Origin of the sequence: Streptomyces thermoviolaceus (genome assembly GCF_045209695.1) — a bacterium.
GTDB lineage: Bacteria > Actinomycetota > Actinomycetes > Streptomycetales > Streptomycetaceae > Streptomyces > Streptomyces thermoviolaceus.
In genome coordinates this window covers 5,302,164-5,328,339 of record NZ_CP109280.1, presented here as the reverse complement: position 1 = coordinate 5,328,339, position 26,176 = coordinate 5,302,164, and the positions used below count along the sequence as shown (strand labels likewise).

Annotated in this window: 22 protein-coding genes; 10 read left to right on the top strand and 12 right to left on the bottom strand. The window is 73.5% G+C overall.

Annotation, left to right across the window (positions count from 1 at the left end):
• Positions 1-22: 22 nt before the first annotated feature.
• Both purB and mug read left to right on the top strand, forming a co-directional pair.
• On the top strand, positions 23-1,465 hold the full coding sequence (gene purB / locus OG899_RS23245) for an adenylosuccinate lyase (protein ID WP_125500034.1): 1,443 nt from the start codon (positions 23-25) through the stop codon (positions 1,463-1,465).
• Positions 1,466-1,509: 44 nt separating this feature from the next.
• Positions 1,510-2,010, top strand: a complete 501-nt coding sequence (mug, locus tag OG899_RS23240) for a G/U mismatch-specific DNA glycosylase (RefSeq protein ID WP_260604192.1) — start codon at positions 1,510-1,512, stop codon at positions 2,008-2,010.
• 183 nt (positions 2,011-2,193) lie between these two features.
• Here the strand turns inward: mug and OG899_RS23235 are convergent, their stop codons facing one another.
• Positions 2,194-2,634 (bottom strand): hypothetical protein, encoded by a 441-nt coding sequence (locus OG899_RS23235; protein WP_168131460.1) that lies wholly within the window; start codon positions 2,632-2,634, stop codon positions 2,194-2,196.
• Positions 2,635-2,771: 137 nt separating this feature from the next.
• Between OG899_RS23235 and OG899_RS23230 the strand changes: the two genes are divergently transcribed.
• Positions 2,772-3,938, top strand: a complete 1,167-nt coding sequence (locus OG899_RS23230; protein WP_168131459.1) for an ROK family transcriptional regulator — start codon at positions 2,772-2,774, stop codon at positions 3,936-3,938.
• Positions 3,939-4,119: 181 nt separating this feature from the next.
• Here OG899_RS23230 and OG899_RS23225 read toward each other — a convergent pair whose 3' ends face one another.
• Complete coding sequence (locus OG899_RS23225; protein ID WP_125500037.1) at positions 4,120-4,884, bottom strand: GntR family transcriptional regulator; 765 nt, start codon at positions 4,882-4,884, stop codon at positions 4,120-4,122.
• Between the two features lie 330 nt (positions 4,885-5,214).
• On the opposite strand from OG899_RS23225, the gene OG899_RS23220 reads away from it, so the two are divergent.
• Together OG899_RS23220 and OG899_RS23215 are read left to right on the top strand one after the other, a co-directional pair.
• Positions 5,215-6,045: an alpha/beta fold hydrolase gene (locus OG899_RS23220; protein ID WP_125500038.1), complete on the top strand. Its 831-nt coding sequence runs from the start codon at positions 5,215-5,217 to the stop codon at positions 6,043-6,045.
• A 486-nt stretch (positions 6,046-6,531) separates the two neighbouring features.
• Positions 6,532-7,974 carry a GNAT family N-acetyltransferase gene (locus tag OG899_RS23215; protein WP_125500039.1) on the top strand — a complete coding sequence of 481 codons (1,443 nt, stop codon included), beginning with the start codon at positions 6,532-6,534 and terminating at the stop codon, positions 7,972-7,974.
• Here OG899_RS23215 and OG899_RS23210 read toward each other — a convergent pair.
• The 4 genes from OG899_RS23210 to OG899_RS23195 all read right to left on the bottom strand — a co-directional run bounded on the left by OG899_RS23210 (position 7,883) and on the right by OG899_RS23195 (position 11,857).
• Positions 7,883-8,410 carry a phosphotransferase gene (locus OG899_RS23210; RefSeq protein WP_406311130.1) on the bottom strand — a complete coding sequence of 176 codons (528 nt, stop codon included), beginning with the start codon at positions 8,408-8,410 and terminating at the stop codon, positions 7,883-7,885. The genes OG899_RS23215 and OG899_RS23210 overlap by 92 nt on opposite strands.
• A gap of 86 nt (positions 8,411-8,496) precedes the next feature.
• The gene (locus tag OG899_RS23205) at positions 8,497-9,639 is read right to left on the bottom strand and encodes a hypothetical protein (protein WP_168131458.1); all 1,143 of its coding nucleotides are present in this window, start codon (positions 9,637-9,639) and stop codon (positions 8,497-8,499) included.
• 67 nt (positions 9,640-9,706) lie between these two features.
• A complete protein-coding gene (locus tag OG899_RS23200; protein ID WP_125500041.1) occupies positions 9,707-10,207 on the bottom strand; it encodes a hypothetical protein in 501 nt (166 codons plus the stop codon).
• Positions 10,208-10,609: 402 nt separating this feature from the next.
• Complete coding sequence (locus OG899_RS23195; RefSeq protein WP_125500042.1) at positions 10,610-11,857, bottom strand: helix-turn-helix domain-containing protein; 1,248 nt, start codon at positions 11,855-11,857, stop codon at positions 10,610-10,612.
• A 383-nt stretch (positions 11,858-12,240) separates the two neighbouring features.
• On the opposite strand from OG899_RS23195, the gene OG899_RS23190 reads away from it, so the two are divergent.
• Complete coding sequence (locus OG899_RS23190) at positions 12,241-13,929, top strand: DUF885 domain-containing protein (protein WP_168131457.1); 1,689 nt, start codon at positions 12,241-12,243, stop codon at positions 13,927-13,929.
• A 145-nt stretch (positions 13,930-14,074) separates the two neighbouring features.
• Here OG899_RS23190 and OG899_RS23185 read toward each other — a convergent pair whose 3' ends face one another.
• The 3 genes from OG899_RS23185 to OG899_RS23175 all read right to left on the bottom strand — a co-directional run bounded on the left by OG899_RS23185 (position 14,075) and on the right by OG899_RS23175 (position 19,761).
• The gene (locus tag OG899_RS23185; protein ID WP_125500044.1) at positions 14,075-17,068 is read right to left on the bottom strand and encodes an AAA family ATPase; all 2,994 of its coding nucleotides are present in this window, start codon (positions 17,066-17,068) and stop codon (positions 14,075-14,077) included.
• 112 nt (positions 17,069-17,180) lie between these two features.
• Positions 17,181-18,347: an exonuclease SbcCD subunit D gene (locus OG899_RS23180; protein WP_168131455.1), complete on the bottom strand. Its 1,167-nt coding sequence runs from the start codon at positions 18,345-18,347 to the stop codon at positions 17,181-17,183.
• A gap of 787 nt (positions 18,348-19,134) precedes the next feature.
• Positions 19,135-19,761, bottom strand: a complete 627-nt coding sequence (locus OG899_RS23175; RefSeq protein ID WP_125500046.1) for a YigZ family protein — start codon at positions 19,759-19,761, stop codon at positions 19,135-19,137.
• A gap of 161 nt (positions 19,762-19,922) precedes the next feature.
• On the opposite strand from OG899_RS23175, the gene OG899_RS23170 reads away from it, so the two are divergent.
• Both OG899_RS23170 and OG899_RS23165 read left to right on the top strand, forming a co-directional pair.
• Entirely contained in the window at positions 19,923-20,333 is a 411-nt protein-coding gene (locus OG899_RS23170; protein ID WP_356846548.1) for a CoA-binding protein, read from the top strand.
• Between the two features lie 157 nt (positions 20,334-20,490).
• Positions 20,491-21,714 carry a 4-hydroxybenzoate 3-monooxygenase gene (locus OG899_RS23165; protein ID WP_399416751.1) on the top strand — a complete coding sequence of 408 codons (1,224 nt, stop codon included), beginning with the start codon at positions 20,491-20,493 and terminating at the stop codon, positions 21,712-21,714.
• 69 nt (positions 21,715-21,783) lie between these two features.
• Here OG899_RS23165 and OG899_RS23160 read toward each other — a convergent pair whose 3' ends face one another.
• Positions 21,784-22,338 carry a YbaK/EbsC family protein gene (locus OG899_RS23160; RefSeq protein WP_125500049.1) on the bottom strand — a complete coding sequence of 185 codons (555 nt, stop codon included), beginning with the start codon at positions 22,336-22,338 and terminating at the stop codon, positions 21,784-21,786.
• Positions 22,339-22,550: 212 nt separating this feature from the next.
• On the bottom strand, positions 22,551-23,336 hold the full coding sequence (locus tag OG899_RS23155) for an acyltransferase (protein WP_406311129.1): 786 nt from the start codon (positions 23,334-23,336) through the stop codon (positions 22,551-22,553).
• 134 nt (positions 23,337-23,470) lie between these two features.
• Between OG899_RS23155 and OG899_RS23150 the strand changes: the two genes are divergently transcribed.
• Positions 23,471-23,998 carry a gamma carbonic anhydrase family protein gene (locus tag OG899_RS23150; RefSeq protein WP_125500051.1) on the top strand — a complete coding sequence of 176 codons (528 nt, stop codon included), beginning with the start codon at positions 23,471-23,473 and terminating at the stop codon, positions 23,996-23,998.
• A gap of 45 nt (positions 23,999-24,043) precedes the next feature.
• Here the strand turns inward: OG899_RS23150 and OG899_RS23145 are convergent, their stop codons facing one another.
• Positions 24,044-24,697 (bottom strand): DedA family protein, encoded by a 654-nt coding sequence (locus OG899_RS23145; protein ID WP_125499967.1) that lies wholly within the window; start codon positions 24,695-24,697, stop codon positions 24,044-24,046.
• 191 nt (positions 24,698-24,888) lie between these two features.
• Between OG899_RS23145 and OG899_RS23140 the strand changes: the two genes are divergently transcribed.
• Positions 24,889-26,127 carry a hypothetical protein gene (locus tag OG899_RS23140; RefSeq protein WP_168131451.1) on the top strand — a complete coding sequence of 413 codons (1,239 nt, stop codon included), beginning with the start codon at positions 24,889-24,891 and terminating at the stop codon, positions 26,125-26,127.
• Positions 26,128-26,176: the final 49 nt, after the last annotated feature.

The window sequence follows — 26,176 nt, the reverse complement described above, 5'->3', positions numbered from 1 at the left end:
ATCGCCAGTAGAATCCGTACACGTGACTTCTGCGCCCGCCAAGCCCCGTATCCCGAACGTCCTCGCCGGACGCTACGCCTCCGCCCAGCTCGCCACGCTGTGGTCGCCCGAGCACAAGGTGAAGCTGGAGCGCCGGCTCTGGCTCGCCGTGCTGCGCGCCCAGAAGGATCTCGGCATCGAGGTGCCCGAGGAGGCGATCGCCGACTACGAGCGGGTGCTGGACCAGGTCGACCTGGCCTCCATCGCCGAGCGCGAGAAGGTCACGCGGCACGACGTGAAGGCCCGCATCGAGGAGTTCAACGCCCTGGCCGGGCACGAGCACGTGCACAAGGGCATGACCTCCCGCGACCTGACGGAGAACGTCGAGCAGCTGCAGATCCGCCTGTCGCTGGAGCTGATGCGCGACCGCACGGTCGCCGTCCTGGCCCGCCTCGGCAAGCTGGCCGCCGAGCACGGCGAGCTGGTCATGGCCGGCCGCTCGCACAACGTCGCCGCGCAGGCCACCACCCTGGGCAAGCGGTTCGCCACCGCCGCCGACGAGCTGCTGGTCGCCTACGAGCGCCTGGAGGCGCTGCTGGGCCGCTACCCGCTGCGCGGCATCAAGGGCCCGGTCGGCACCGCGCAGGACATGCTGGACCTGCTGGGCGGCGACGCCGGCAAGCTGGCCGAGCTGGAGCGGCGGATCGCCGAGCACCTGGGCTTCTCGCGGGCCTTCACCTCCGTCGGCCAGGTCTACCCGCGCTCCCTGGACTACGAGGTCGTCACCACCTTGGTGCAGCTGGCGGCGGCGCCGTCGTCGCTGGCGAAGACGATCCGGCTGATGGCCGGGCACGAGCTGGTCACCGAGGGCTTCAAGCCGGGGCAGGTCGGCTCCTCGGCGATGCCGCACAAGATGAACACCCGCTCCTGCGAGCGCGTCAACGGCCTGATGGTGATCCTGCGCGGTTACGCGTCGATGACCGGGGAGCTGGCGGGCGACCAGTGGAACGAGGGCGACGTGTCCTGCTCGGTGGTGCGCCGGGTCGCACTGCCGGACGCGTTCTTCGCCCTGGACGGTCTGCTGGAGACGTTCCTGACGGTCCTCGACGAGTTCGGTGCGTTCCCCGCCGTGATCGCCCGGGAGCTGGACCGCTACCTGCCGTTCCTGGCCACCACGAAGGTTCTCATGGGCGCGGTGCGGGCCGGGGTCGGCCGGGAGGTCGCCCACGAGGCGATCAAGGAGAACGCCGTCGCCACCGCGCTCGCCATGCGCGAGCAGGGCGCCGAGCGCAACGACCTGCTCGACAAGCTCGCCGCCGACGAGCGCCTGCCGCTCGACCGGGACCGGCTCGAGGCTCTCATGGCCGACCGGCTGTCCTTCACCGGTGCGGCGGCCGACCAGGTCGGCGCGGTGGTCGCCCGGATCGAGAAGCTCGTCGAGCAGCACCCCGAGGCCGCCGGCTACGTCCCGGGGGCGATCCTCTGACGCGTTTCACCCCGCAGGAACTCGAGGCGGCCCGCGCCCGGCGCGTGCCGGACGTGGTCGGCGAGGACCTGCGGGTGCTGTTCTGCGGCATCAACCCCAGCCTGATGACGGCCGCGACGGGGCACCACTTCGCGCGGCCGGGCAACCGGTTCTGGCCGGTGCTGCACCTGTCCGGGTTCACACCGAGGCTGCTGAAGCCGTCCGAGCAGGACGAGCTGCCCTCGTACGGGCTGGGCATCACCAATGTCGTGGCGCGTCCCACGGCACGGGCGGACGAGCTGTCGCCGCAGGAGTACCGCGAGGGCGGGCGGCTGCTCGTGGAGAAGGTGGCACGGCTGCGGCCCCGGTGGCTGGCCGTGGTCGGTGTGACCGCCTACCGGGCGGCCTTCGGTGAGCCGAAGGCGCAGGTGGGGGAACAGCAGCGGACGATCGGCGGCACCCGGGTGTGGGTGCTGCCCAACCCCAGCGGACTGAACGCGCACTGGACGGCCCAGACGATGGCGCAGGAGTTCGCCCGGCTCCGCGAGGCGGCACAGGCCGACTGAGAGCAGGGGCAGCACGGCCGGCCGGCGGCAAGGCCGACCGACAGCAGAGGCGGCACGGGTCGGCTGCGGCCGACGGCACAGGCGGCGCACAGGCCGACTGACAGCGAAGGCGGCGCACGGGGCGGCCGGTGCCGTCGCGCGGCCGCCCCGCCCGGGCTGGACCCGCCCCGCCCGGGCTGGACGTCACGGCGGGTCCTGGTCGGTGACCACGGCGAGCAGCTGGAAGGGCAGTTCGGCGTCCCACTGGGAGACCCCCAGGCCCGTCCACCGCCCGGACTCCTCGTGCCGCCACACCGTGAGGTCCACGACGTGGTGGCTCAGCGAGGCCCACGGCTCGGCGAGCGCCTCCCCCTCCATGGTCCGTTCCAGGACGCTGTAGAGGCTGAACGTCTGCGGCGGCCCCCAGCGTTCGGCCAGCCGGGCCGCCAGCGCCTCCCGGTCGCACTCGTACTGCTCCCGCACCTGCTGCCGCCGTGAGCAGTCCTCCCAGGAGTCCTCGCTGGTCTGCAGTTCGGCCACCGCCCAGCCCGGTCCGGCCGTGCCGGTGTCCGTCCGGGCGTGCTGCCGCGGCAGCGGTGCGGAGCACAGCCGGTCGATCACGGTGAGCGCCTGCGCGATGTCCATGCGGTCCAGTAAAGCGGTGAGCACTGACAGTTGGCGGTGCGTCAGGTCCTGCGGCGGCGTCCCGGACCGGCGTTCGCCGCCGCGCGCCGCGCCGAGTACGATCCGCCCCACACGCGCTCGAGCTGGGAGGACGGACGGTGGGGCGGCTGACCGGCGGGGATCCCTCGCTGCTGCGGAGGATCAACTCCGCCGTGGTGCTGCACGCGCTGCGTGCGGCGGACCGCGCGACGCTCACGGAGATCGCCCGGGTGACGGGGCTGTCCCGGCCCACGGTGGAGGGCGTCGTGGAGGATCTGGCCGCCGCCGGGCTCGTCGTCGAGGCGGCACCCGAGGAGAACACGGCCCGGCGACAGGGGCGGCCCGCCCGCCGGTTCCGTTTCCGCGCGGAGGCCGGGCATCTGCTGGGTCTGGAGATCGGCACCCGCCGGGTCACGGCGCTGCTGTCCGACCTGGACGGCCGGGTGCTGGGCGCGCAGGACCGGGACGTGCCGGAGACGGCCCCGGCCGACGAACGGCTGGAGCGGCTGCGCACCGCGATCGCGGAGCTGCTGCGCCGGGCCGGGGTGCCGCGCAGCTCGCTGCGGGCCGTCGGCGTCGGCACCCCCGGCATCGTGGAGGCGGACGGCACCGTACGGCTGAGCACCGCGCTGCCGGGGTGGACGGGGCTGCGGCTGGGTGCGCGGCTGCGCCGTTCCTTCAAGTGCCCGGTGCTGGTGGAGAACGACGCCAACGTGGCGGCGGTCGCCGAGCACTGGAAGGGCGCCGCGACCGGCTGCGACGACGTCGTCTTCGTCCTGGCCGGGCTGAGCCCCGGGGCGGGTTCGCTGATCGGCGGCCGGCTGCACCGCGGGTTCGGCGGGGCGGCCGGGGAGATCGGTGCCCTGCATCTGCTCGGCCGGGGGGAGACCCCCGAGACGCTGCTGTCGACCACGGGCCGGCCGTTGCATCCGCTGGACGAGCAGGCGGTGACCGAGGTGTTCGCGCTGGCCCGCGAGGGCGACCCGCGGGCTCTGGCCGCGGTGGACCGGTTCGTGCAGCGGCTGGTGCAGGACGTGGCCGCGCTGGTGCTCGCCCTGGACCCGGAGCTGGTGGTCATCGGCGGCCTGGCGGCCGGTCTGGACGGCGTCCTGGAGCCGCTGCGCCGGGAACTGGCCCGCTGCTGCCTGCGTCCGCCGCAGGTGGCGCTGTCCTCGCTCGGCGAGGCGGTCGTGGCGACCGGCGCACTGCGGCTGGCCCTGGACCATGTGGAGCAGCAGCTCTTCGCGGTCGATGGCACGGTGACGGCCCGTCGTCGGGCGCGGTGACGGTCCGTCGCCGAGCCGGGCCGGCCCCGGGCTCCGTACGCGGTCGTGGGTGTGTCGTGGGTGTGATGCAGGTGTGCCGCGGCCGGTCCGGGGGCCGGATCGGTGAAGCGGCCGACGGTGCCCACCCCGTGCGGCGGGGGCCCGCGGTCGGTGCGGCCGACAGGCCCCGCCGACGGCGAGGTCAGGACACCTGACGCTCGGCTGCTTCGTGGTGGATCTCCACGGCGCCGGAGTCCGAGAAGGTCAGCCGGCAGGTGTCCGCGCGGTAGGTGGCGACGGCCAGCGCAGCGGTCCGCCCGCCGGACAGGAAGCGGGTGGTGACGACGAGGACCGGCGCACCGGGCAGCCGGTCGAGTTCCCTGGCGTCGTCCGCGCGGGCGGAGCCCAGTTCGACGGCGCTCTGCCGGCCCTGCAGTTCCAGACGTTGCAGTTCACGCAGCACGGCACGGGCACGTGCCGCCCCCGAAGGTGCGTCGACGGCGGTGAGGCCGGGAACCGACGACGCCGGGATGTAGAGCAGCTCGGCCGCGACCGGCTGACCGTCACTGGTGCGCAGCCGGCGGACGGTGTGCACCTCGTCGGCGCGGTCCGTCCCCAGGGTGTCGGCGACGGCGGCCGGCGGCACCTTCAGGAAACAGTCCACGGGCTCCCAGACGTCCGAGGGAGCGCCCGGCCAGGTGTGCTGCTCGGTGCCCACGGCCACACCCACCCGCGGCGGTGCGACGGTCGTGCCCACCCCGCGGCGGCGCAGCAGCCGCCCCTCCAGTTCGAGCTGCTCCAGGGCCTGGCGGAGCGTGGCGCGCGCCACTCCGAAGCGCGCGGCCAGCTCCCGCTCGTTCGGAAGGACCTCACCGACCGAGAAGTCGGAGTCCAGTGCCTCACTGAGCACGGTCTTCAGGTGCCAGTACTTCGGCTCCGGCACCGTTTCCAGCTGCGTGGTCCCCACCCTAGTCCTCCGGAGTCCGCCTGCCGGGAGTTCACCGGCCGACGGTGTTGGGGCGCCCCCGGTCCCTGTCGACCAGGTGTTTCGGCGCCCGGGTTTTTGAAAGGTTGTTGCACTTTCCTGCGACCATAGATCCGCCCTCAGCCTTGGTCAAGACCAATCGTCCCGAAGAGTGCGGGTTCGTGCCGCCTGTGTCGTACGTGCTGCACACGCTGTTCGCACAGCACCGGCAGGTCGGGCAGGTCAGCGCAGGTATAGCACTACCGGTCGGTAGCAATTGCTGACAAGCTGTCTACCCGCTCTGTCAGCGATGCACCGATTCGAGGAGCCCCCATGCCCGCGATCGCCTCCTTCCCGGTCCCCTCCGCTCACGGCCCGCGGACCGTGAGCGTCTCCTACTCGCGCACGGGCCACGGCGAGCCGCTGCTCCTGCTGCACGGCATCGGCCACCACCGGCAGGCCTGGGACCCGGTGATCCCCGTCCTGGCCGCCGAGCGGGACGTGATCAGCGTGGACCTGCCCGGCTTCGGCGGCTCGCCCGCACTGCCCGAGGAGCTGCGGCACGATCTGCCGACCACGACGGCCGTGCTGGGCGCCCTGTGCGAGGCACTGAAGATCGAACGGCCTCATGTGGCGGGCAACTCCCTGGGCGGCCTGCTGGCGCTGGAACTGGGCCGGACAGGGCTCGCGCGGTCCGTCACGGCACTGTCGCCGGCCGGGTTCTGGACGCGGGCCGAGCAGCGCTACGCCTTCGCGGTGCTGCTGACGATGCGGGCGGCCGCCCGACGGATGCCGGTGCCGGTGGTCGAACGGCTCTCCCGTACGGCCGTCGGCCGCGCCGCCCTGACCAGCACCGTCTACGCCCACCCCGGCCGCCGTGCACCGGAGGCGGTGGTCGCCGACACCCTGGCGCTGGCCCGGGCCACCGGGTTCGAGCGGACCCTGCGCGCGGGTTCGGACGTGTTGTTCACGGACGACGTCCCCGGCATCCCGGTCACCGTGGCCTGGGGCAGCAAGGACCGCCTGCTGCTGCCGCGCCAGGGTGTGCGGGCCAAGCGGATCCTGCCCCGCGCCCGGCTGGTGCGGCTGCCCGGCTGCGGACACGTGCCGATGAACGACGACCCGGCGCTGGTGGCCCGGGTGATCCTGGACGGCAGCCGCTGACCCGCTGGGCTCCGGCCTCTTCCGCGGAGCCGCCTTCACCGGCTGACTCCGGACACCGGGCCCGGCGTCCGTGCCGGCTCCGCGCACCCGGGCCGCGGGCGACAGGCCGGGGCGGCCGGGCGACGGGCGACGGGCGACGCGCCGGGCGGCCACGTACCGGATCAACTGCCGTGTTTCCCTTACCCTTTGGACTGTGCCGCGCACCGGCGTCATCCCCCGGCGCGCGGCACACGTCACGCGCCCACCGACGGCACGCCGACACCATGGCCCACCGGCACCGGCGCCGGGCCCGGGACGCACACGCACGGTGAAGGCGCCGGGAAGGCGCCGTGATGTCCGCCCCGGCGAGACACGCGCCGCACAACGGCACGAAGCACGCGGGCACGGATACTCCACCACACAGCGGGCTTTTTCTCCCAACCTGCCTTTACCCACACGTCACAGGGCGTTCGCGACCGGGCAACACGGTGCGTCCACAGTGGCAGCATGACGCATGACTTGTCCGACGTGACGCGGAGGAAGCACGGCCGACCGGTCCACCACTGGCGGCGGGACCTGGTCGAGCTGGCCGCACTGTTCACGGCCGTCGCCGTCGCGGACGGGGTGGCCAACCTGATCGGGCACGGCCCCGACGGCCCGGCCCTGCTGCTGGTCTCCGCAGTGGTCCTGATCGCCACGGCCGCCTTCCACACCTGGTGGGCACGGCGCCACGGCCACGCACCTCCTGCGGCGGATACCGGCGCCCGGCCTGCCGTCGGCCTCCGGCAGGCCGGGCCCCGCACCGCCGCGCCGGCGGGGAGCCGGGAGGCGCCCGAGGGCCGCGAGGAGGAAGTGACCGCGCACACCCTGTGGCGGATGCGGACGACGGTGCAGGACCAGCCAGGCTCCCTGGCCGCGCTGTGCACGGCACTGGCCGCCCGGCAGGCCGACATCCTCAGTCTGCAGACGCACCCGCTGGCCGAGGGAACGGTGGACGAGTTCCTGCTGCGGGCCCCGTCCGGCATCGAGGCCGCGCAGCTCACCGAGGCGGTCGCGCTGGCCGGTGGCACCGACACCTGGATCGAGCGGGCCGACGTCCACGACCTGGTGGACGCGCCCACCCGCGTGCTGAACCTGGCCGCCCGCACCGCTCTCGACCCGGCCGAACTTCCGCTGGCGCTGCGTCAGTTGCTGGGCCGGTGCACCATCCGTTCGCTGCCGGCCCACAAGGCGCCCGCAGAGGGGTCGCTGGAGGGGACCGTGCTGCGCCTGCGGCAGCCGGACGGCGGGGTGATCAGCGTGGAGCGGCCGTATCTGCCGTTCACGCCCACCGAGTTCGCGCGCGCCCGTGCGCTGGTGGACCTGGACGCCCGGCTCGGCCCGCGCCTGCCGCGCGGCCGGGAGATGCTGACCCTGCCCGAGGGTTCTTCGGTCACCGTGCGCAGGGCCGACACCCGTGACCTGGAGGCGGCCCGGGAGATGCACCAGCGGTGCTCGGCCCGGACCCTCTCCATGCGCTACCACGGTCCCGTCCGCGACGCCGACCGCTACCTCGACCACCTGCTCAGCCCGCGCTTCGGCCGGACCCTCGCCGCGTGCACGGACTCCGGGCGGATCGTCGGCCTGGGCCATCTGCTGTGGGACGGCGACGAGACGGAGGTCGCGCTGCTCGTCGAGGACGAGTGGCAGGGCCGCGGCATAGGCTCCGAACTGCTCGGCCGCCTGGTGGCGATGGCCGCCGAGGCGGGCTGCGCCACCGTGTACGCCGTGACCCAGGCGTCGAACACCGCCATGGTCGCCGCCATGCGCGGGCTGGGTCTGCCGCTGGACTACCAGGTCGAGGGCGGCACCCTGGTGATCACCGCCCGCCTCGACGAGCCGCCCGTACCGGCGTGGCTGCCGTCCGAGGGCACGGCGGAGGAGTCCGGCGAGCCGACGTCGCACGACTGACGGGATGTACCGCGCGGCGCTGGGGCGCCGGGCCGACAGGGCTGGAGGAGGCGGGTGCGGCAACGCGGTTCAGGCGCCGGCGCACCCGCCTTGCGGCATCAACGTGCGGCTGCGGAACGAGAATCAGGCTCTCCAGGACGGCCGGCCCGCGGGCACGCCGGATCGTGGCCGCGTCCGCTCGCGCATGGACGTCGAAGAAGCGTGAGGCGGCGCCGGCGAGCAGGACGAGCCATGCGGCGGCGAGGCCGCATACCGGATCACCGGCGGACATGTCATCGAAATCGGCGATCACGCCCGAGAGCGTCCCGTCCGGGAAGACGACGTTCACCGGAAGCGGATCGCCGTGCACCCGCAGCGGCGGCCCCCTCCTGCTCGGGCGCCGCGACGGCGTCGAGTCGGACAGCCCGGAACCGTCAGCGACGGCGTCGGGGACCACGGCGTGGAAGGACCACGGCGCGGAAGAAGCACTCCCAGCCGTCCCTGCACTTGCCGTGACGGCCGACACGGTGGGCGATGCCCGGGTCAGGACGCCGACTGGTGCAGAAGCCACGCGAGAAAGGCGGCGTTGGCCGTGATGTCGTGGCCGAGGGTCACCGCGTGGTGCGGCAGCGCGGACAGGCGGCGCACGACCACCCGGCGGGCCTCGGCGGTGCCGCCGCCGTCGACGCGGGCGAGGCGGAAGATGTCCGGGGAGCGGTTTTCGGTGGGGCCGCTCAGGAAGTCGAGGTCGCTCAGTTCGCGGCCGACATCGGTCACGGCCGGGGTGGCGTCGGGATCGATGCGGGGGAAGACGAGAGCGGCGGCCTTGCCGCCGGTGGCGAGCGGGACGCCGAACCACCGGGGGAACTGGTCGGGGTAGACCTGCGCCTTCAGCTCCTTGCCCTTCTGCCGCAGTGGGGTGAAGTCGCCGGTGATCAGCGCGTCCGTCACCCGCCGGTGCTGCGTGGGGTGCACAGCCTCGCCGTCCTTGAGCCGTTCCCGGGCGGTTTCGGCCCAGCCGAGGGCGTCGAGCAGGCCGAGCCCGAGCGCGGCCGTCGACGGCCACGGCAGGACGGTCACTCCGCCGGTGCTGTCCGGCCGGACGAAGACGCGGTCGTCGGCCAGCAGCTCCCAGCCGTGCCGTGCGGCGAGCGTGAGCGCCGTGGTCGTCCTGCCCGCGCCCTTCTCCCCGAGGGCGAGGACGACCCGGCCGTCCAGGGCGACGGCGGATGCGTGCAGCACGGCCCAGCCGTCCCGCAGCAGCACTCCGCGCATGGCCTCGCGGGCCATGCGCGCGGTCGCCGTGGCGACCGTTTCGACCTCGCAGCCGACGACGGTCAGGTGCCCCGAGGCCGGCTCGGACCGGTAGGCGAGCCTGTCGCCCGGCGACACCGCGAGGACGACACCGTCCGGGCTGCTGTCGGCCACGAGGATGCGGGTTCCGGCGTACGTGGTGCTCCGGTGCGGCGACCGGGTCACCGCGAGAGCCGTGTCACCGTAGCTGTCGGTGTCGAGCACGGCTTCGACGACCGGGCCCGCCTCGACGCTCTCCGGCGGTACGCGAACCGCCGTCCACCACGGGCCGATGGAGCGCTGGACCCGGCCGGTGACACGCGGGTCGGCGGACAGGACGGTGACGGCCGCTCCGGCGGCCTGCAGCTGAGTGGCGTGGCTGGTCGTGGTCATGGGTTCCTCGGAGGAGACGGCAGCGGCCGGCGGGCGGCGGGTTCGGAGGTCGGCTGGGTGCGCGCGCTCACCGTGCGTTGGCGTCCACGGCGGCCAGGCAGCTCACACCGCGCTGGACCAGCCTGCGCACCAGGCGCGGGTCGCACAGTTCCCCGGCGCTCTCCATGGGCACGGCCCAGTACGCGCGCAGCTGCGGGACCTCCGGGAAGGGCGAGGGCACGCCCAGGTAGCAGCCCCGGCCGAGCACGGCCACCCCGCCCGGCCCCTTGTCGCCCAGGCTCCAGGCGGTGGAGGCCGGCGTCAGCGCGTAGTAGTGGTCGGCATGCGGGTCCGCGATCACCGGGCCGCCCTCCAGGGCTCCCCAGACGTAGGCGTCCAGCTCGCCCGGGTTCCGCGTGCCCGCGGCGGCGCGCAGCAGATGGCCGGGCAGCCGGATCGCGGCGAAGAGTCGGCCGCAGGCCAGGAGGGCCGCGCCTCCTTCCCGCCAGTGCCGCTGGGCCGCCTCCACGTCCTCGGCGGCGCACAGAAGCCAGTGCGCGACGGCGTGCGCGCGCTCTTGCGCGGTCACCCGTTGCGCGGGGACCGTCACAGGTCGCTCGCCGGCCGTTCCGTTCGCGGCTCCCGCTCGGCCGGCCTCCGTCACGCGGTGGCCGCGACGCGTCGATGCGGTCACCTGTGTCGTGGCGCTCACGGAGAGATCGGCCAGCTCGAGGCGCCGTTGACGTTCCCCCGGAGTTCTCCGCATGGTCCAGTTCCCTGCCGTTGGCTTCGCTTGGACGCCCAGGAAGGTACGGCAGGACAGGAGCCTTTGACCACACAGTGTGTCTGCTGTTTCACCCTTGGTTGCTGACAAGCGGTTCATCACAGTTGGTAATCCGCTTATCAACGTTCCGTGCGCGCCCTGTTGCGTCGTAGATCGCTGGTGAACGTTGCCGGAACTACCAAGCGGGGTGGTACTTCTGCGGGTCGGTCACGCGTGCGCATCGAGATAGGCCGCCATCTCCCGCATCTCCTTGGTCAGGGTGCGCTTACGGGTGCGAAGGATGTCCTCCATGATGTAGCGGGCCATCGGCTGGTGCTTGATCCACTCCCCCGCAGTGGTGCGGATTCGGACCAGCTCGTCCATGGCGTCCTGCGTGGAGCCCAGCTTCACGTGCGCCTGCGCCACATCCAGCCTGTGCCGGTTGTAGTCGTTCTCGGCCGGCTTGCCGATCTTCCGCATGGCGCTCTGCGAGAGCAGACCGTCGTCCGCACGACGCAGAACGGCGCGGTGGTCCCCGGCGAGAGCCAGGTCCTCCACCACCTTCAGCTCCGCAGTCACCGGCCCGAAACACGCGAAGTGGCTGCGGTGATCGGTGTGCTCCACACCGATGGCCGCCGCTGCGGTGGCCGCCATCCTCCGCGCTTCTTTCGCCTCGTCCGGCCTGTTGTTCCGGATGGCAGCGGCGGCGACCCGCAGGTGCAGCTCTCCCCACGCCGCGAGCTGCCCGCGTGAGGCGGTGGACAGCTTCGGCTCGATGGCCTCTGCGGTGGTGGCCGCCAGGTGCTCGCACTCGTCGAAACGGTCCTGGCGCAGCAGCAACCAGCACAAGCCGATGACACCGGTCGCCGCGGTGAGCATGTTGCCCGACTCCCGGCCGAGCCGGATGCTTGCCGTGTGCGCCTGATAGGCCAGGTCGTACTGCCTGACCTGTGTGAGGTATTTGCCGGCCAGGAACAGGGCGTCGGCGCGTACGAGAACGGCCTCCTGGCGGTCTTCCCCGTCCCCGGCCGCCACCAGCGCAGCCTCCGCGGAGCGCAACAGCCCCGGGAGCATCCGGGCGGCGCTGTCGTACCGATGGGCGTAGTAGAGCTGATTGGCGTCCTCGATCCGTCGGCGGACGACCGGCAGCGCCTCGGGCTCGCCCGGGTCCGTCAGGGGCTCCGGCCCGATGCCGACCGGAGGCATGAGCGCCTGCCGGAAGTGGGCGAGCAGTTGCCGGTTCTGGCTGTCCTCACCCACCGGAAGCGGCGCTCCCGATGCGAAGAGTTCGGTGGTGGTGAGACCGAAGGCGGCCGCGACCTTGCTCAACGTCTCCAGGCGGGCGTGTCCCCGTTGTTCGATGTTCCGCACCGTGCCCACGGACAGGCCGGACTCTTCCGCGAGCCGCTCCTGACTCCACCCGGCGGTACGGCGGTGGGCGCGGACAATGTCTCCCAACGGGGTCGAGTGGGCCATACCGGGACCTCCCGTTCAGACGTCGACACTCCCACGGTACTGCTGTCAACACCGCGTCAGTGTTCCGAGTTGACAGGGCGTCGGCGCGCATGACATGCATGCCGGGCGGGTCGACGACGGCCGCCCGCCTGGCCGGGGTGGTGGCGGATGCGGCCGATCTTGGGCGACTGGTTCTGGACGAGTTCCCGGCGCGTCGGTAGGCGGACCCGACGCGGACATGGCCGGCGCGCCGACAGGGAACTGCGGCCCTGTCCCGCCGCCCGGTGCCGTGGCCTGGCAGCCCGGTGACCCCGGGTGCGAGGATCGGATCTCGGTCGTCCCGCGGCACGCCCTCGCCCTTACGGGGCTGACGTGGGCCGTGTCCTCGTACGAGGATGGTCCGCATGTCACAGACCAACAGCCTGCTGCCCCGTCAGGTCGCCGACGCCTACGTCGACGACCTCATCGCCCTCGACCCGATCACCGGCACCTACCTGGGGGTGAAGGAGAGTTCGAGCAAACTGCCCGACACCTCCCCCGAGGGTCAGGAGGCACTGGCCGAGCTGGCACGGACCACCCTGGCCCGGCTGGACGAGGCCGAGCGCCTGCCCGGCGCGGACAGTGACGTCGAGCGCCGGTGCGCGCGCCTGCTGCGCGAGCGGCTGACCGCCGAACTCGCCGTGCACGAGGCCGACGAGGGCCTGCGTGTGGTCAGCAACATCCACAGCCCCGTCCACTCGGTGCGCGAGGTCTTCACCGTCACCCCCGCCGACACCGAGGAGGACTGGGCGGCGATCGTCGAGCGGCTGCGTGCCGTGCCGGACGCGCTGCGCGGCTACCGCGAGTCCCTCGCGCTCGGCCTGGAGCGCAAGCTGTACGGCGGTCCGCGGCCGACGGCCACCTTCATCGAGCAGCTCACCGAGTGGGCGGACACCGGGAAGGGACACGGCTGGTTCGAGGACTTCGCCTCCGCCGGTCCCGAGACGCTGCGCGCGGACCTGGACGAGGCCGCCCGGACGGCGACCGCGGCCGTGGCCGACCTGCGCGACTGGATGCGCGACGTGTACGCGCCGGCGGTCGAGGGCGCGCCGGACACGGTCGGCCGTGAGCGCTACGCCCGCTTCGCCCGTTACTTCAACGGCACCGACCTGGACCTGGACGAGGCGTACGCCTACGGCTGGTCGGAGTTCCACCGCATCCTCGGCGAGATGAAGCAGGAGGCGGAGAAGATCCTGCCGGGTGCCGAGACGCCGTGGGTGGCGTTGAAGCACCTGGACGAGCACGGGGCGCACATCGAGGGTGTGGACGAGGTGCGCACCTGGCTCCAGGGGCTGATGGACGAGGCGATGGACGCGCTCGACGGCACCCACTTCGATCTCGCCGAGCGGGTGCGGAAGGTGGAGGCGCACATCGCGCCGCCCGGCGGGGCCGCCGCCCCCTACTACACGCCGCCGTCCGCCGACTTCTCGCGGCCGGGCCGCACCTGGCTGCCGACCATGGGGGAGACCCGGTTCCCGGTGTACGACCTGGTGTCGACCTGGTACCACGAGGGCGTCCCCGGCCACCATCTGCAGCTGGCGCAGTGGGTGCACGTGGCGGACAGTCTCTCCCGCTACCAGGCGACCGTGGGCATGGTCAGCGCCAACGCGGAGGGCTGGGCCCTGTACGCGGAGCGGCTGATGGACGAGCTCGGTTTCCTCACCGACCCGGAGCGGCGGCTGGGCTACCTGGACGCGCAGATGATGCGGGCGGCGCGGGTCATCGTCGACATCGGCATGCACCTGGAGCTGGAGATCCCGGAGCACTCGCCGTTCCACCCGGGTGAGCGCTGGACTCCCGCGCTGGCGCAGGAGTTCTTCGGCCGGCACAGCAGCCGGCCGCGGGACTTCGTGGAGAGCGAGCTGGTGCGGTACCTGTCGATGCCGGGCCAGGCGATCGGCTACAAGCTGGGCGAACGTGCCTGGCTGACGGGCCGGGAGAACGCCCGGAAGCGCCACGGCGACGCCTTCGACGCGAAGGCCTGGCACATGGCGGCCCTCTCCCTGGGGTCTTTGGGCCTGGACGACCTGGTGGACGAGCTGTCGCAGCTCTGACGCCCGGCCGGGGTGTGCTGCGGGGGGCGGCCGGCGACCGGTCGTCCCCCGGTCCGTTCCCGGCCTGGCACGCCTTGGTCCCGTCCCCGCTCCGTTCCCGTCCCGGCGGGGCCGGTCCTCTGCCCCGTCCGGCGTCCGGTCCCGTTCAGGCCGCCCCGTGCTGCCGCAGCGACGACCCCGTGCGGTCCTTGACGACCTCCAGGCGGGCGTGGATGCGCCGCCGCAGATCGGGGACGTGGCTGACGATGCCGACGCTGCGGTCGCGTTCCCGCAGGGAGTCCAGCACGTCCAGGACCTCGTCGAGGGTCTGCTCGTCGAGGCTGCCGAACCCCTCGTCGATGAAGAGGGTGTCCAGGCGCACCCCGCCCGCCTCCTCGGTGACCACGTCGGCGAGGCCGAGGGCGAGGGCGAGGGAGGCGAAGAACGTCTCGCCGCCCGACAGGGTGGCCGTGTCCCGCTGCCGGCCGGTCCAGGCGTCCACCACGTGCAGACCGAGGCCGCTGCGGCCGCGTCCGGTGCGGTCGTCGGAGTGGACCAGGGTGTAGCGGCCGGACGACATGCGCTGCAGGCGTACGGAGGCGGCGGCCGCGACCTGTTCCAGTCGGGCGGCCAGGACGTAGGACTCCAGGCGCATCCGGCGTTCGTTCTCGGCGGAGGTGCCCGCGGTGAGGGCGGCGAGGCGGGACACGCGGTCGTACTCGTGCCGCAGCGGTGCCAGGCGGGCCGCGGAGCGGGCGGCGCGGGCGGAGAGCCGGTCGAGTTCGGCGCAGCGGCGGGCGGCGGCGTCCCGTGCGGAGACGGCCTGGCGCAGCAGGCGGCCGGCCTCGGCCGCGGCGGCCTCGGCGGCGGCGACGTCGGCGGGCGGCTGTGCGGCGGCGGCCGCGGTGTCGGCCTCGGCGAGCACCGCGCGCACGGCGGCCTCCTCGCGCTGCCAGGCGTCCAGACGGTGCTGCAGTTCCCGGTGGGTGGCGTCGTCGAGGAGGGCCGCGGCGGCGGCCTCGGGGGTGTCGAACCCGGCCGTGAAGGCGGCCTCGGCGAGTCGTCCGTCGGCCTCCTTGAGCCGTTCGGCGCTCTCCGCGGCGGCGCGCACGGCCTCGGCGGCCTCGGTGAGCAGGGCCGCCTGCCGTTCCAGCTGTGCGGCGCGCGCGGCGACGCTCGGCGCGTCGCCCCGGGCCTGGGCCAGTTCGGCTTCCAGGGCGGCCCGTTGCCGTTCCAGTTCCTCGCGGCGGGTGAGCCGGGCGGTGGCCCGGAGCTCGGCCTGCTGTCGGTCGGCGAGGCGCCGTTCGCGTTCCTGTTCGGCGCGGCGCAGCTCCTCCTGGGCGGCGTGCAGACCGGAGGCGGTGTCGCGGGCGGAGGCGAGCTGCTGCCGGAGGTCCTCGGCGGCGTCGGCGAGTTCCGCGGCGGGGGTGTCGCCGGCCTCGGCGCCGGCGGCGGCCAGAGCGGCGCGCAGCTCGCCCAGGCGGCGTTCGGCTGCGGCGCGCCGTTCCTCGGCGTCCTGGTAGGCGGCCAGCGCCTGTTCCTCGGCCTCGCGGTCGACGTGTCCGGCGGTCCTGCGGGCCGGTGCGGGGTGTTCGGTGGCGCCGCACACGGCGCAGGGTTCGCCGTCGGTGAGGTGAGCGGCCAGTTCGGCGGCGATGCCGTTCAGGCGCTGTTCCTTCAGTCGCAGCCAGTGGTCCTTGGCGCGGGTGGCCTGCTCGGCCGCGGCGAGGGCCCGCTGCCGTGCCTCGTCGGCTTCCTCGGCCAGGCGCTCCCGGGTCCGGGCCGCCTCCAGGCGCGTCCGGGCGGTGTCGTACCGCACGGCGAGCTGTTCGGCCTGCGCGGCGGCCTCCTGGGCGGTGTCGATGCGGCGCTGCAGCGCGGTGCGGGTCGTCTCCCATCCGTCGAGCCAGGCCTCGGCCTCGCGCAGGGCGTCCTCGTCGGCGCGTTCCTGACGGTCGGCGTCGGCGCGTTCGGCGACGAGGGCGGCGAGGCGGTGTTCGGTGCGGCGCGCGGACTCCAGGCCGCCCAGTTCCTCGGTGGCGCGGCGCGCGGCGGCGGCGAGTCCGGCCGCGCCGTCCTCGGCGTGCTCGCGCGGGAGCCGGGCGCGGGCGCGGGCCTCGGCGGCGGCGGCCCGCCGGTGCTCGGCGTCGGCGGCCTGCCGCAGCTGAAGCGCCGGGGCCACGGTCTGGGCCTTGCGGCCGCGTTCCATGCGCTCGACCGCTTCGCGGTGGGCCCCGGCCCGTTCCTGAAGGCGTGCGGCGCGTGCGCGGGCCTCGGCGAAGCGGCGCTGCAGCCGGTCCCGTTCCCGCACCTCGGCCAGGGCGTTCTCGGCGGCCCGCTGGGCGGTCTCGGCGGCCGTGAGCCGCAGCTCGGCGATCGTCAGCTGCTCGCGTGCGGTGCTGCGGGCGACGGCCGCGGCACCGAGCACGGTCTCGGCCAGCCCGGGCTCGCCGGGGGTGAGGTCCGGCAGGGGCAGGGCGTCCCCGGCCTCCTGCTGCATCCGGTGGGCGTCGGCGAGCAGGGCGGCGTCGCCCTCGCGCACCTGGGTTTCGGTGGCGCGGCGGCGCTCGGCGAGGCGTTTCTCGACGTCGGCGAAGCGCTGGGTGTCGAACAGCCGGCCGAGCAGTTTGCCGCGGGCCTCGGCGTCGGCACGCAAAAAGCGGGCGAAGTCGCCCTGCGGCAGCAGCACGACCTGGCAGAACTGCTCCCGGTTCATGCCGATCAGCCGGGTGATCTCCTCGCCGATCTCCTGGTGGGAGCGGCTGAGGTCCTTCCAGGTGCCGGTGCCGGCGTCCCACTCGCGCAGCCAGGTCTGTGCTTTGTCCACGGTCGTGCCGGTGCCGCGGCGTTTGGGACGTTCCCAGGGCGGCTGCCGGGTGATCTCCAGGCGGCGTCCGGCGACGGTGAGGTCGAGGGTGACCTGGGTGCGGGTGGTGGCGGCGGCGTGGTCGCTGCGCAGGGTCATGCCCTGCCCGCTCTGCCGGGCGCCGGGCACCGAGCCGTACAGGGCGTAGCAGACGGCGTCCAGCACGGAGGTCTTGCCGGCGCCGGTCGGCCCGTGCAGCAGGAACAGCCCGGCCGCGGAGAGCGCGTCGAAGTCGATGCTCTCGGTGCCGGCGAAGGGGCCGAAGGCGGTGATGTCGAGCCGGTGCAGCCTCATGCGGTCCGCCTCCGACCGTCACCGCCGGGCACGCGCCGCCCGCCAGCCGGGCGGGTGTGCGCACGTGTGCCGCGCGCATCGTCCCCGCGCATCGAGGTGTCCTCCGCCGTGCTCACCGGACCACCGCCTCTCGTTCCGCGGCGTCCGCGCGGACGGCGTCGAAGGCCTCGCGCAGGACGTCCCGCTCGTAGGCGTCCGGGCCGGCGCCGCGGACGTGGGCCACGAAGTCCTCCGCGATCTGCTGGTCGCTGCGGCCGGCGAGCCGGCGGGCGTAGGTGAGGACCGGGTCGCCGGGGGCGCGTTCCGGGGCGAAGACCAGGCTGAGGATGTGCGGGAAGCGTTCGGCGAGCCGGGCCATGGGCTCGACGGGCCGGATCGCGTCGGTGAGCGTGGCCTCCACCCACGACGCCTCGTGCCGGGCGAGCGCGGGATCGGCGAGCAGCTCCTCCAGGGTGCCGCGGATCCGGGCCAGCGGGCGCGGCACCGGGCAGTCGATCCGCTCGGCGGTGACCTGTCCGTCGGCGTCCAGGTCGACCAGCCACATGCTCTTGCGGTGGCCGGCCTCCGAGAAGGAGTACGGCAGCGGGGAGCCGGAGTAGCGCACCCGCTCGGTGATGGTCTGGCAGCCGTGCAGGTGCCCCAGCGCGACGTAGTCGACGCCGTCGAAGACACCCGCGGGGACGGAGGCGACACCACCGACCGTGATGTCGCGTTCACTGTCGCTGGGCTCGCCGCCGGTGACGAAGGCGTGCGCGAGGACGACGGAGCGGGTGCCGGGCGCGCGGCCGGCGAGATCGGCGCGGACCCGGTCCATGGCGGCCGTCAGCACCGCCTCGTGGCCGGCCCGGTCCACCCCGAACTCGTCCTTGACCAGCGCGGGTTCGAGGTAGGGAAGCCCGTAGAAGGCGACGTCGCCGAAGGCGTCGCGCAGTACCACCGGGGTGCCGCAGCCGGCCGGATCGGTCCGCAGATGTATGCCGGCACGGTCGATGAGCCCCGCGCCGACACCGAGCCGACGCGCCGAGTCGTGGTTGCCCGAGATCATCACCGTGGGCACGCCGAGGTCGGCGAGCCGGTGCAGGGCGTCGTCGAACAGGTCGACGGCGGCCAGCGGGGGCACCGCCCGGTCGTACACGTCTCCCGACACGACCACCGCGTCGACGTCCCGTTCCCGCACGGTCGCCACGAGGTGGGCGATGAAGCCGGCCTGGGCGCCGAGCATGTTCACGCGGTGGAACGCCCGGCCCAGATGCCAGTCGGAAGTGTGCAGCAGCCTCATGGTCCTCGAAGACTATCGGCCGGGGCCGACAGCGGGGGCGGCCGCTCCCTCGGGCGGCCGCGGCGTGCAGCTGCCGCCCGTGCGCCGGGACTGTCTGTAGCACTTGGGTCGGTGGCGTCTGATCAGAACTGTGACGGACCGTCCCGGTCCGACCTCTGTGTGAACAACGTCACCTCCATGGATCTGTTGTCAGAATCCGGTGGGTGTGTGTCTTCCGGCTGTGCGACTCGGGTGCGTGTGTGTGAGGAAGCGTGATGCCCAACCCTGGCTGGTTGATGATGAGTTGTGGTCGCCGGACACGTTGGCCGGCCGCACCGGCCGGGTGAGGCGATGGCATGCACGGCCCTCGACAGCCGACCCATTGCCGTCACCGGCAGCCGCGACAACACGGTGCCTCTGGGGAGTTCGACCACTGGGGGGAGTCACATTGGCGCCCTTCGACCAGCACCGCCCATCCTCGTGGCCGTCGCACCGGACGGTTCTCCCGTAGTCACCAGCGGTGCCAACAGCACGCTCTTCGAACGCAGAGGGTCGAGCCGCGCGGGGAGTCGGTGAGCAGCCCGGCGTTCACCACCGGTCGACGGTGACGGTGACGATCACCTGCCGGGCAAAGGCCTGCGCACCCGCATTCGTTCACCCGTTGCGGCAGCCTGCCGAGCAGGGCAGCGCAGCGGACGAGATCCCCTCCGCGGAGGTGTCCCCACTGCCAGGTCACTGCCCTGCCGACGCGCGTGTCCGGCGCGGCCGGCCACAGCACCGTCGCCAGGGCCGGCCCGAAGCGCGCCGTTCACGCGTCCCCGTACATCTCCCCGCCCAGTTCGAAGCCCGCGGTGCCCGCGGTGATGTCGGCCAGCCAGGCCCGGAAGGCGTCGATCTCGGCGTCCGGCAGGCCGATCTCCAGGGTGACCGCCTCGCCGTAGCGCACGTCGCGCACCACGCGACCGGTGGCCCGCAGGTCGTTCTGGACCTTGCCGGCCCGCTGGTGGTCCACGGTCACCGTGGCCAGCCGGAAGCGTCGGAGGGTGCGGGTGCCGAGCACGTCCAGGGTTTCGCCGACCGCGCCGCCGTAGGCCCGGATGAGGCCGCCGGCGCCGAGCTTGACGCCGCCGAAGTAGCGGGTGACGACGGCCACCACGTAGCGCATCTCGCGGCGCAGCAGCATCTGGAGCATGGGCACGCCGGCGGTGCCGCCCGGTTCGCCGTCGTCGCTGGCCTTCTGGATGCCGGCGTCGGCACCGATGACGTAGGCCCAGCAGTTGTGGGTGGCGGTGGCGTGCTCCGTGCGGACCGCGGCGATGAAGTCCTGTGCCTCCTGCTCGGTGGCCGCGGGCGCGAGGGAGCACAGGAAGCGCGAGCGGTTGATCTCGATCTCGTGCGTGCCCGCGCGGGCGACGGTGCGGTACTCGTCCTGCATCCGGCCAGCCTATGCGCACCGCGCGGGCGGCGCGGCCCGGGGAACGGGCAGCGCGGGGAATGGGCGGCGCGGGCGCGCTGTTGAGTGGACGCACCCCTTTCGGGGCGCCGCGGGCGGCCGCGACGGGCGCGCGCGTCGGGAGGCTGAAGGAGACCGGAGCAGTGGGGTACGGCGACGAGGCGACGATCCGGAAGATCCTGACCGAGACCGGTGACACGTGGGCCGTGGTGGGCCTGTCGAACAACCGCGACCGCGCCGCCTACAGGGTGGCGCAGGTGCTGCAGCAGTTCGGCAAGCGCATCGTCCCGGTACACCCGAAGGCGGAGACCGTGCACGGCGAGCAGGGGTACGCCTCGCTCGCGGACATCCCGTTCGACGTGGACGTGGTGGACGTGTTCGTCAACAGCGCTCTGGCCGGTGCGGTGGCCGACGAGGCGGTCGCCAAGGGCGCGAAGGCGGTGTGGTTCCAGCTCGGGGTCGTCGACGAGGACGCCTACGCGCGGACGCGGGCCGCGGAGTTGGACATGGTGATGGACCGCTGCCCGGCGATCGAGATCCCCCGTCTGGGATAGAGGCCCTGGGGACGCAGGCCGGCGGCAGCGGGCCGGAGGGACGGCCGCAGGCGCGTGACCGGGCAGCGGGCGCGACGGCGCAGGCGGGCCCGAGCGAAGAGGGCGGAGGCGGACCCGGACCAGGGTGCTGTCCGTACACCGTCATAATGCGCGGGTGATACATGATTCACATCACCCGGACACGTCGTGCCGTCCCGAACACGTCCCGGTCGTCGTCCTCGGCGCCGGTCCCGCAGGACTCACCATCGCCGGCATCCTGCGTGCCGCCTCCATCGACTGCCTGGTCCTGGAGACCGAGTCCCGGCAGTTCATCGAGGAGCGGCCGCGCGCCGGGGTCCTGGAGGAACCGGCCGCCCGCGGGCTGATGCAGCGCGGCCTGGCGGTGGAGCTGCTGCGGCACGCCGAACGGCACACCGCCTGCGAGTTCCGCTTCGAAGGCGAGGCCCGCCGCCTGGACTACGCCGAGCTGACGGGGTACCACCATGTCGTCTGTCCGCAGCCGCGGTTGGTGAAGGCCCTGGTGCACGAGTACGCCGACGTCCGGGGCGGCGCCATCCGCTTCCAGGTCCGGGACGTCGCCCTGCACGGCATCGGCACCGACCGGCCGTCGGTGTCCTACGTCTGCCCGGAGACGGGTCGGCGCCGGCAGGTGTACTGCGACTTCATCGCCGGGTGCGACGGGGCGCGCGGCGTGAGCCGGGCGGCGCTGACGGATGCCGGGCTCGCCCGGATCGCCCGGTACGACCACGGCGTCGGCTGGCTGGCGCTGCTCGCCGAGACCCCGCCGTCCACCGACTGCGTCCTGTTCGGTGTCCACCCGCGGGGCTTCGCCGGGCAGATGCCCCGCAGTCCCGAGGTCACCCGGTTCTACCTGCAGTGCCCGCCCGGCGACGCCCCCGAGGCCTGGACCCACGAACGGGTCTGGGCCGAGCTGCGGGAACGGCTCGCGGCGGCGGACGTGCCGCCGCTGCGGGAGGGCAGGCTGCTGGAGAAGCGGGTCCTCGGCATGCACGACTACGTGGTGGAGCCGATGGCGGCCGGCCGTCTCTTCCTGGCCGGTGACGCCGGCCACCTCACCGCACCGATCGCGGCCAAGGGCATGAACCTGGCCCTGCACGACGCCTTCCTGCTCGGCGACGCGCTCACCGCCCGTCTCACCAAGGACGACGACAGCGGCCTGGCGGGCTACTCGGAGGCGAGTCTGCGGCGGGTGTGGGACTACCAGGAGTTCTCGCACTGGCTGTCCGACGTCTACCACGGCGCGTCCTCGGACGACCCGTACCGTGCGGGCACCTCCCTGGCCCGTCTGCGCCGGCTGTTCGCCTCGCGGGCCGCCGCGTCCGCCTTCGCCGAGCGGTATCTCGGCGCGGCGAGCTACTGAGGAACCGTTCCTGCCGAGGGCGGGTACGCCGGCGCCCGTGTCCCGTGTGCGGGCCGGGCGCCGGCGCGGTCAGATGCCGAGCCCTTCCAGCACCTCGGCGCCGGGCAGCTCGGCGAAGGCCTTGCCCGGCACGAGCAGCTTGCCGCGGCGGCGGCCGCTGCCCACCAGGACGTACGGCAGCTCGACGACCGCGGCGTCGACCAGGATCGGCCAGTGATGCGGCAGACCGATCGGCGTGATGCCTCCGTACTCCATGCCGGTCTCGCCCGTGGCCACCTCCCTCGGCGCGAACGAGGCCTTGCGCACGCCGAGGTGCCGGCGTACGAGCCCGTTGACGTCGACACGGGTGGTGGACAGGGCCAGGCAGGCGGCCAGCCGGGTCTCGCCGGCCCGCTTGCCCGCCACCACCACGCAGTTCGCGGACGTGTCCAGCAGGTCGCGGCCGTAGTGCTCGACGAAGACGGCGGTGTCGGCCCAGTCCGGTTCGGTGTCCACGTACAGGATCTGTCCGGCGGGGACGCCGCCGCGCCAGGTGCGTACGGCGTCGGCGACGGGACCGATCAGTTGGCCGAGGCAGTCCGGAGCGGGGGTCGCCCGGTCGAAGGTGCCGATGGGTGCGCGCATGACGGCACGCTAGCAGCGGCCCGGCGGCAGGCCGAGGGGCGTCCCGGGGACCGAGAGGGCGGCCCGGGGCCGAGGGGTGCCCGGGTGCCCGGAGCCCGCCCGCGGTGACCGGGCTGCCCCGTACCGCGCGTGTCCACCCGCACCGCGCGCCTCCGGCCCGGCACCCCGGCGGGACGCAGCCTCGGGACCGTGCGCCCTGGCTCTCCCGGGGCTCAACGCCGTGCGCCCCTGCTCTGCTGGGCCTCGCCGAGCGCGGCGAGCCGGGCGGCGGCCTCCTCGTCCAGCTCGCCCAGGGCGATCAGCTGCTCGGAGGTGACTCCGTCCGGTATCGGCACCGGTGGCGGGGTGCGCAGGGGCGGCTGCCAGCCCTCGTCCGGTGTCCAACGGCGGACGACGCGGGCGGGTGCCCCGGCCACGACGGCATGGTCGGGCACCTCGCCGCGGACCACCGACCCGGCCGCGACCACCACGTTCCGTCCGATGCGCGCGCCGGGCAGGATCACCGCGCCGGTGCCGATCCAGCAGCCGGGCCCGATCTCGACCGGCTCCATGCGGGGCCACTGCTTGCCGATGGGCTGGTGCGGGTCGTCGTAGGAGTGGTTCGTCGACGTGACGTACACGTACGGACCGAAGTAGCAGTCGCTGCCGATGGTGACCGACGTGTCGGCGACGACATGGCTGCCGCGGCCGAGCACGACCCCGTCGCCGATGCGCAGGATCGGGTCCGGGCCGAGGTCGAGGTCGGGCATGAGACCGGCGGTCAGGGTGACCTGTTCGCCGATGATGCAGTGGGCGCCGAGGTGGATCCACGGCTCGCCGAAGACCGTGCCGAGCGGGAAGGCGAGTCTGGTACCTGTTCCTATCGCGCCGAAACGGAACCGCCCGGGATGCTCGGCCGTGACGGAGCCCGTGCGCTGCACCCAGGACCAGGCCGCATGGACGGCGCGCTGGGCGAGGCGGCGCCGCCAGGACGAGAACGTGTTCTTGCGCGTGGGCACCCGCAGACTGTACTCAGCCCGAACGGGCGTCCGGGCGGCGGGCACCTGTGATCTTCGCCCCACCCGATGGCGTACGGTTCCGGTGGGGCGGTCCGGACGGCGGGACCGCCGGCGGACTCGGGAAGGCGGTACGGATGGCGCAGGAAGAGCTGATCATCGGCATCGGCGGCCGGTGGCCGCGCGTGGACGAGCAGGCGTTCGTCGCGCCGACGGCCACGGTGATCGGTGACGTGGTGCTCGGCGCGGGGGCGAGCGTGTGGTACGGCGCGGTGCTGCGGGGCGATGTGGAGCGGATCGCCGTCGGCGCGCACAGCAACGTCCAGGACAACTGCACCCTGCACGCCGACCCCGGGTTCCCGGTCGAGGTCGGCGAGCGTGTCTCCATCGGTCACAACGCGGTGGTGCACGGTGCGACCGTGGAGGACGACTGCCTGATCGGCATGGGTGCGACCGTGCTGAACGGCGCGGTGATCGGCACCGGCTCCCTGGTGGCCGCGCAGGCGCTGGTGCCGCAGGGGATGCGGGTGCCGCCGGGGTCGCTGGTCGCGGGGGTGCCCGCGAAGGTCCGGCGGGAGCTGACGCAGGAGGAGCGCGAGGGGATCACGCTCAACGGCACCATGTACGCGGAGCTGGCCATGGCGCACCGGGACGTGTTCGCCTAGGTCGCCGGCCGCGGCCGGGCCACGGCCGACGGCGTCCGCCGGCGGTCACTCGCCGGCGGCGACCGGCTCGGCCTCCTCCGCCTTCTGGTGCGCGGCCTGCGCCTTCTTCGCGCGCCGCTTGACCACCAGCATCGACACCAGGCCGATGAGCACGGCCGCCACCAGGCCCAGGTAGGAGAACTTCTTCAGCCAGGCCTCGGCGACGACCCCGACGTAGTAGATGACGGCCGTGGTGCCGCCGGCCCAGCACACGCCGCCGAGCAGGTTGGCGATGAGGAACTTCCAGTACGGCATGTGCAGCACGCCGGCGAGCGGGCCGGCGAAGATGCGCAGCAGAGCGACGAAGCGGCCGAAGAACACCGCCCACATGCCCCACTTCTCGAAGGACCGCTCGGCGGTGGCCACATGCCCCTCGCTGAAGTGCTTGGGGAACTTCTTGCCCAGCCAGGCGAGCAGCGGTCTGCCGCCCTTGCGGCCGATGGCGTAGCCGATGGAGTCGCCCACCACCGCGCCGACGGTGGCGCAGACGCCCAGCACGACCGGGTTGATGTGGGCGTGCTGGGAGGACATCAGGGCGGCCGACACCAGAACGATCTCGCCCGGCAGCGGGATGCCCAGGCTCTCCAAGCCGATCACCAGGGCCACCACGGCGTAGACGGCACCCGGTGGCACCGTGTCGAGCCATTCCTGGACGTGCACCGCCGGTTCCTCCCCGTTTCGCGTCCGTGCCATGCCTGGGCGTCGTGAAAGACGCTCCGAAAAGCCTACCGGTTCAGCCGCACCGGACTGCGTGTCACGCTCACCGCGGGACCGGCCCGGACACCGTCCGCTACCGCCCTGTCCATGCCCGGTGACCGAATCGTGTCCCTGGCCTTCTAGTGTTGCTGCCCATGTGGCCAGGACAGCAGCCGCCCGGGGGCGAGCAGAACCCGCAGAACAACCCGTACCAGCAGCCTCCCGGCGGCGGGGGGAACCCGCAGAGCAACCCGTACCAGCGGCCGCCCGGGGGCGGGGGCGATCAGCAGAACAACCCGTATCAGCAGCCGCCCGGGGGCGGGGGCGATCAGCAGAACAACCCGTATCAGCAGCCGCCCGGGGGCGAGCAGAACCCGCAGAACAACCCGTACCAGCAGCCTCCCGGCGCCGGGGGGACCCAGCAGAACAACCCGTACCAGCAGCCGAACCCCTACCAGCAGCCGGGGTACCAGCAGCCCAATCCGTACCAGCAGCCGGGCTACCAGCAGACCGGCCCCTACGCCCAGCAGCAGCCCTGGGGCGGTGCCGTGCCCGCGGCCACGCCGCAGCCGGGGCCCGGCGGATCCGGCTCGGGCGGTGCCGGCCGCAACCGCACCAAGCTCGTGGCGATCGTCGCGGCCGCCGCCGTCGTGGTGGCCGCCGGTGTCACCGGATTCCTGGTCCTGGGCGGCGGGACGTCCGACGACGCCAAGGGCGGCGGGTCCGCTTCTCCGACGGTGCAGGCGAGCCCGTCCGCGACGGACTCCGAGGACAACCCGCGCGGCACCGAGACCCTCGAGCCGGAGATCTCCGGCTGGAAGGTCGTCGTCAACCCCAAGTGGGGCGTGGCCTACGACGTGCCGCAGGACTGGGAGGTGCTGTCTCCCGGCATCAGCATCTACGTGGAGGATGAGGACGGCAAGCCGCTGCAGGTGATGGGCGGCGCCGCCCAGTACAAGTCGAAGTGGTGCACCTCCGACGACGACAAGGACGGCTACACGGACGACACCTCACTGGGGACGACGGGCGTCAAGGGCGGCCGCGGCGCGAAGAACACCGACGAGGTCGCGATCAACACGGCCGGATGGTGGGTCTACGGCGCCTTCACCAAGCCCGACAAGAAGAGCCTGCAGCTCCCCGACGAGGCGGAGCCGTACACCACCACGTCCGGCGTGCAGGGCAGCATCGCCTGGGCCAGTTCGAAGGACAATCCGAACAAGGGCAAGTGCGCGACCGACGGCCAGGCGGTCAGCTTCGGCTTCAAGAACTCCGCAGGTGACTTCGTGGCCTTCAGCTTCTACGGCCCCACGGGGGTGGAGGGCGCGGTGTCCAAGGAGACCGTCATGAAGATCCTCAGCAGCGTGCGTCTGCACGGCACGCCCACCTCCGACTGACCGCCCGTCGGCCGGCTCCGACCGACACCCGCCGGCCGTCCGACCGTCG

Excerpts from the sequence above, each read along its gene's own strand:
- OG899_RS23235 (WP_168131460.1), bottom strand. The coding sequence starts at position 2,634 with ATGGACATCGCGCAGGCGCTCACCGTGATCGACCGGCTGTGCTCCGCA.
- OG899_RS23220 (WP_125500038.1), top strand. The coding sequence starts at position 5,215 with ATGCCCGCGATCGCCTCCTTCCCGGTCCCCTCCGCTCACGGCCCGCGG.
- OG899_RS23215 (WP_125500039.1), top strand. The coding sequence starts at position 6,532 with ATGACGCATGACTTGTCCGACGTGACGCGGAGGAAGCACGGCCGACCG.
- OG899_RS23205 (WP_168131458.1), bottom strand. The coding sequence starts at position 9,639 with ATGACCACGACCAGCCACGCCACTCAGCTGCAGGCCGCCGGAGCGGCC.
- OG899_RS23195 (WP_125500042.1), bottom strand. The coding sequence starts at position 11,857 with ATGGCCCACTCGACCCCGTTGGGAGACATTGTCCGCGCCCACCGCCGT.
- OG899_RS23190 (WP_168131457.1), top strand. The coding sequence starts at position 12,241 with ATGTCACAGACCAACAGCCTGCTGCCCCGTCAGGTCGCCGACGCCTAC.
- OG899_RS23185 (WP_125500044.1), bottom strand. The coding sequence starts at position 17,068 with ATGAGGCTGCACCGGCTCGACATCACCGCCTTCGGCCCCTTCGCCGGC.
- OG899_RS23180 (WP_168131455.1), bottom strand. The coding sequence starts at position 18,347 with ATGAGGCTGCTGCACACTTCCGACTGGCATCTGGGCCGGGCGTTCCAC.
- OG899_RS23175 (WP_125500046.1), bottom strand. The coding sequence starts at position 19,761 with ATGCAGGACGAGTACCGCACCGTCGCCCGCGCGGGCACGCACGAGATC.
- OG899_RS23160 (WP_125500049.1), bottom strand. The coding sequence starts at position 22,338 with ATGCGCGCACCCATCGGCACCTTCGACCGGGCGACCCCCGCTCCGGAC.
- OG899_RS23150 (WP_125500051.1), top strand. The coding sequence starts at position 23,471 with ATGGCGCAGGAAGAGCTGATCATCGGCATCGGCGGCCGGTGGCCGCGC.
- OG899_RS23140 (WP_168131451.1), top strand. The coding sequence starts at position 24,889 with ATGTGGCCAGGACAGCAGCCGCCCGGGGGCGAGCAGAACCCGCAGAAC.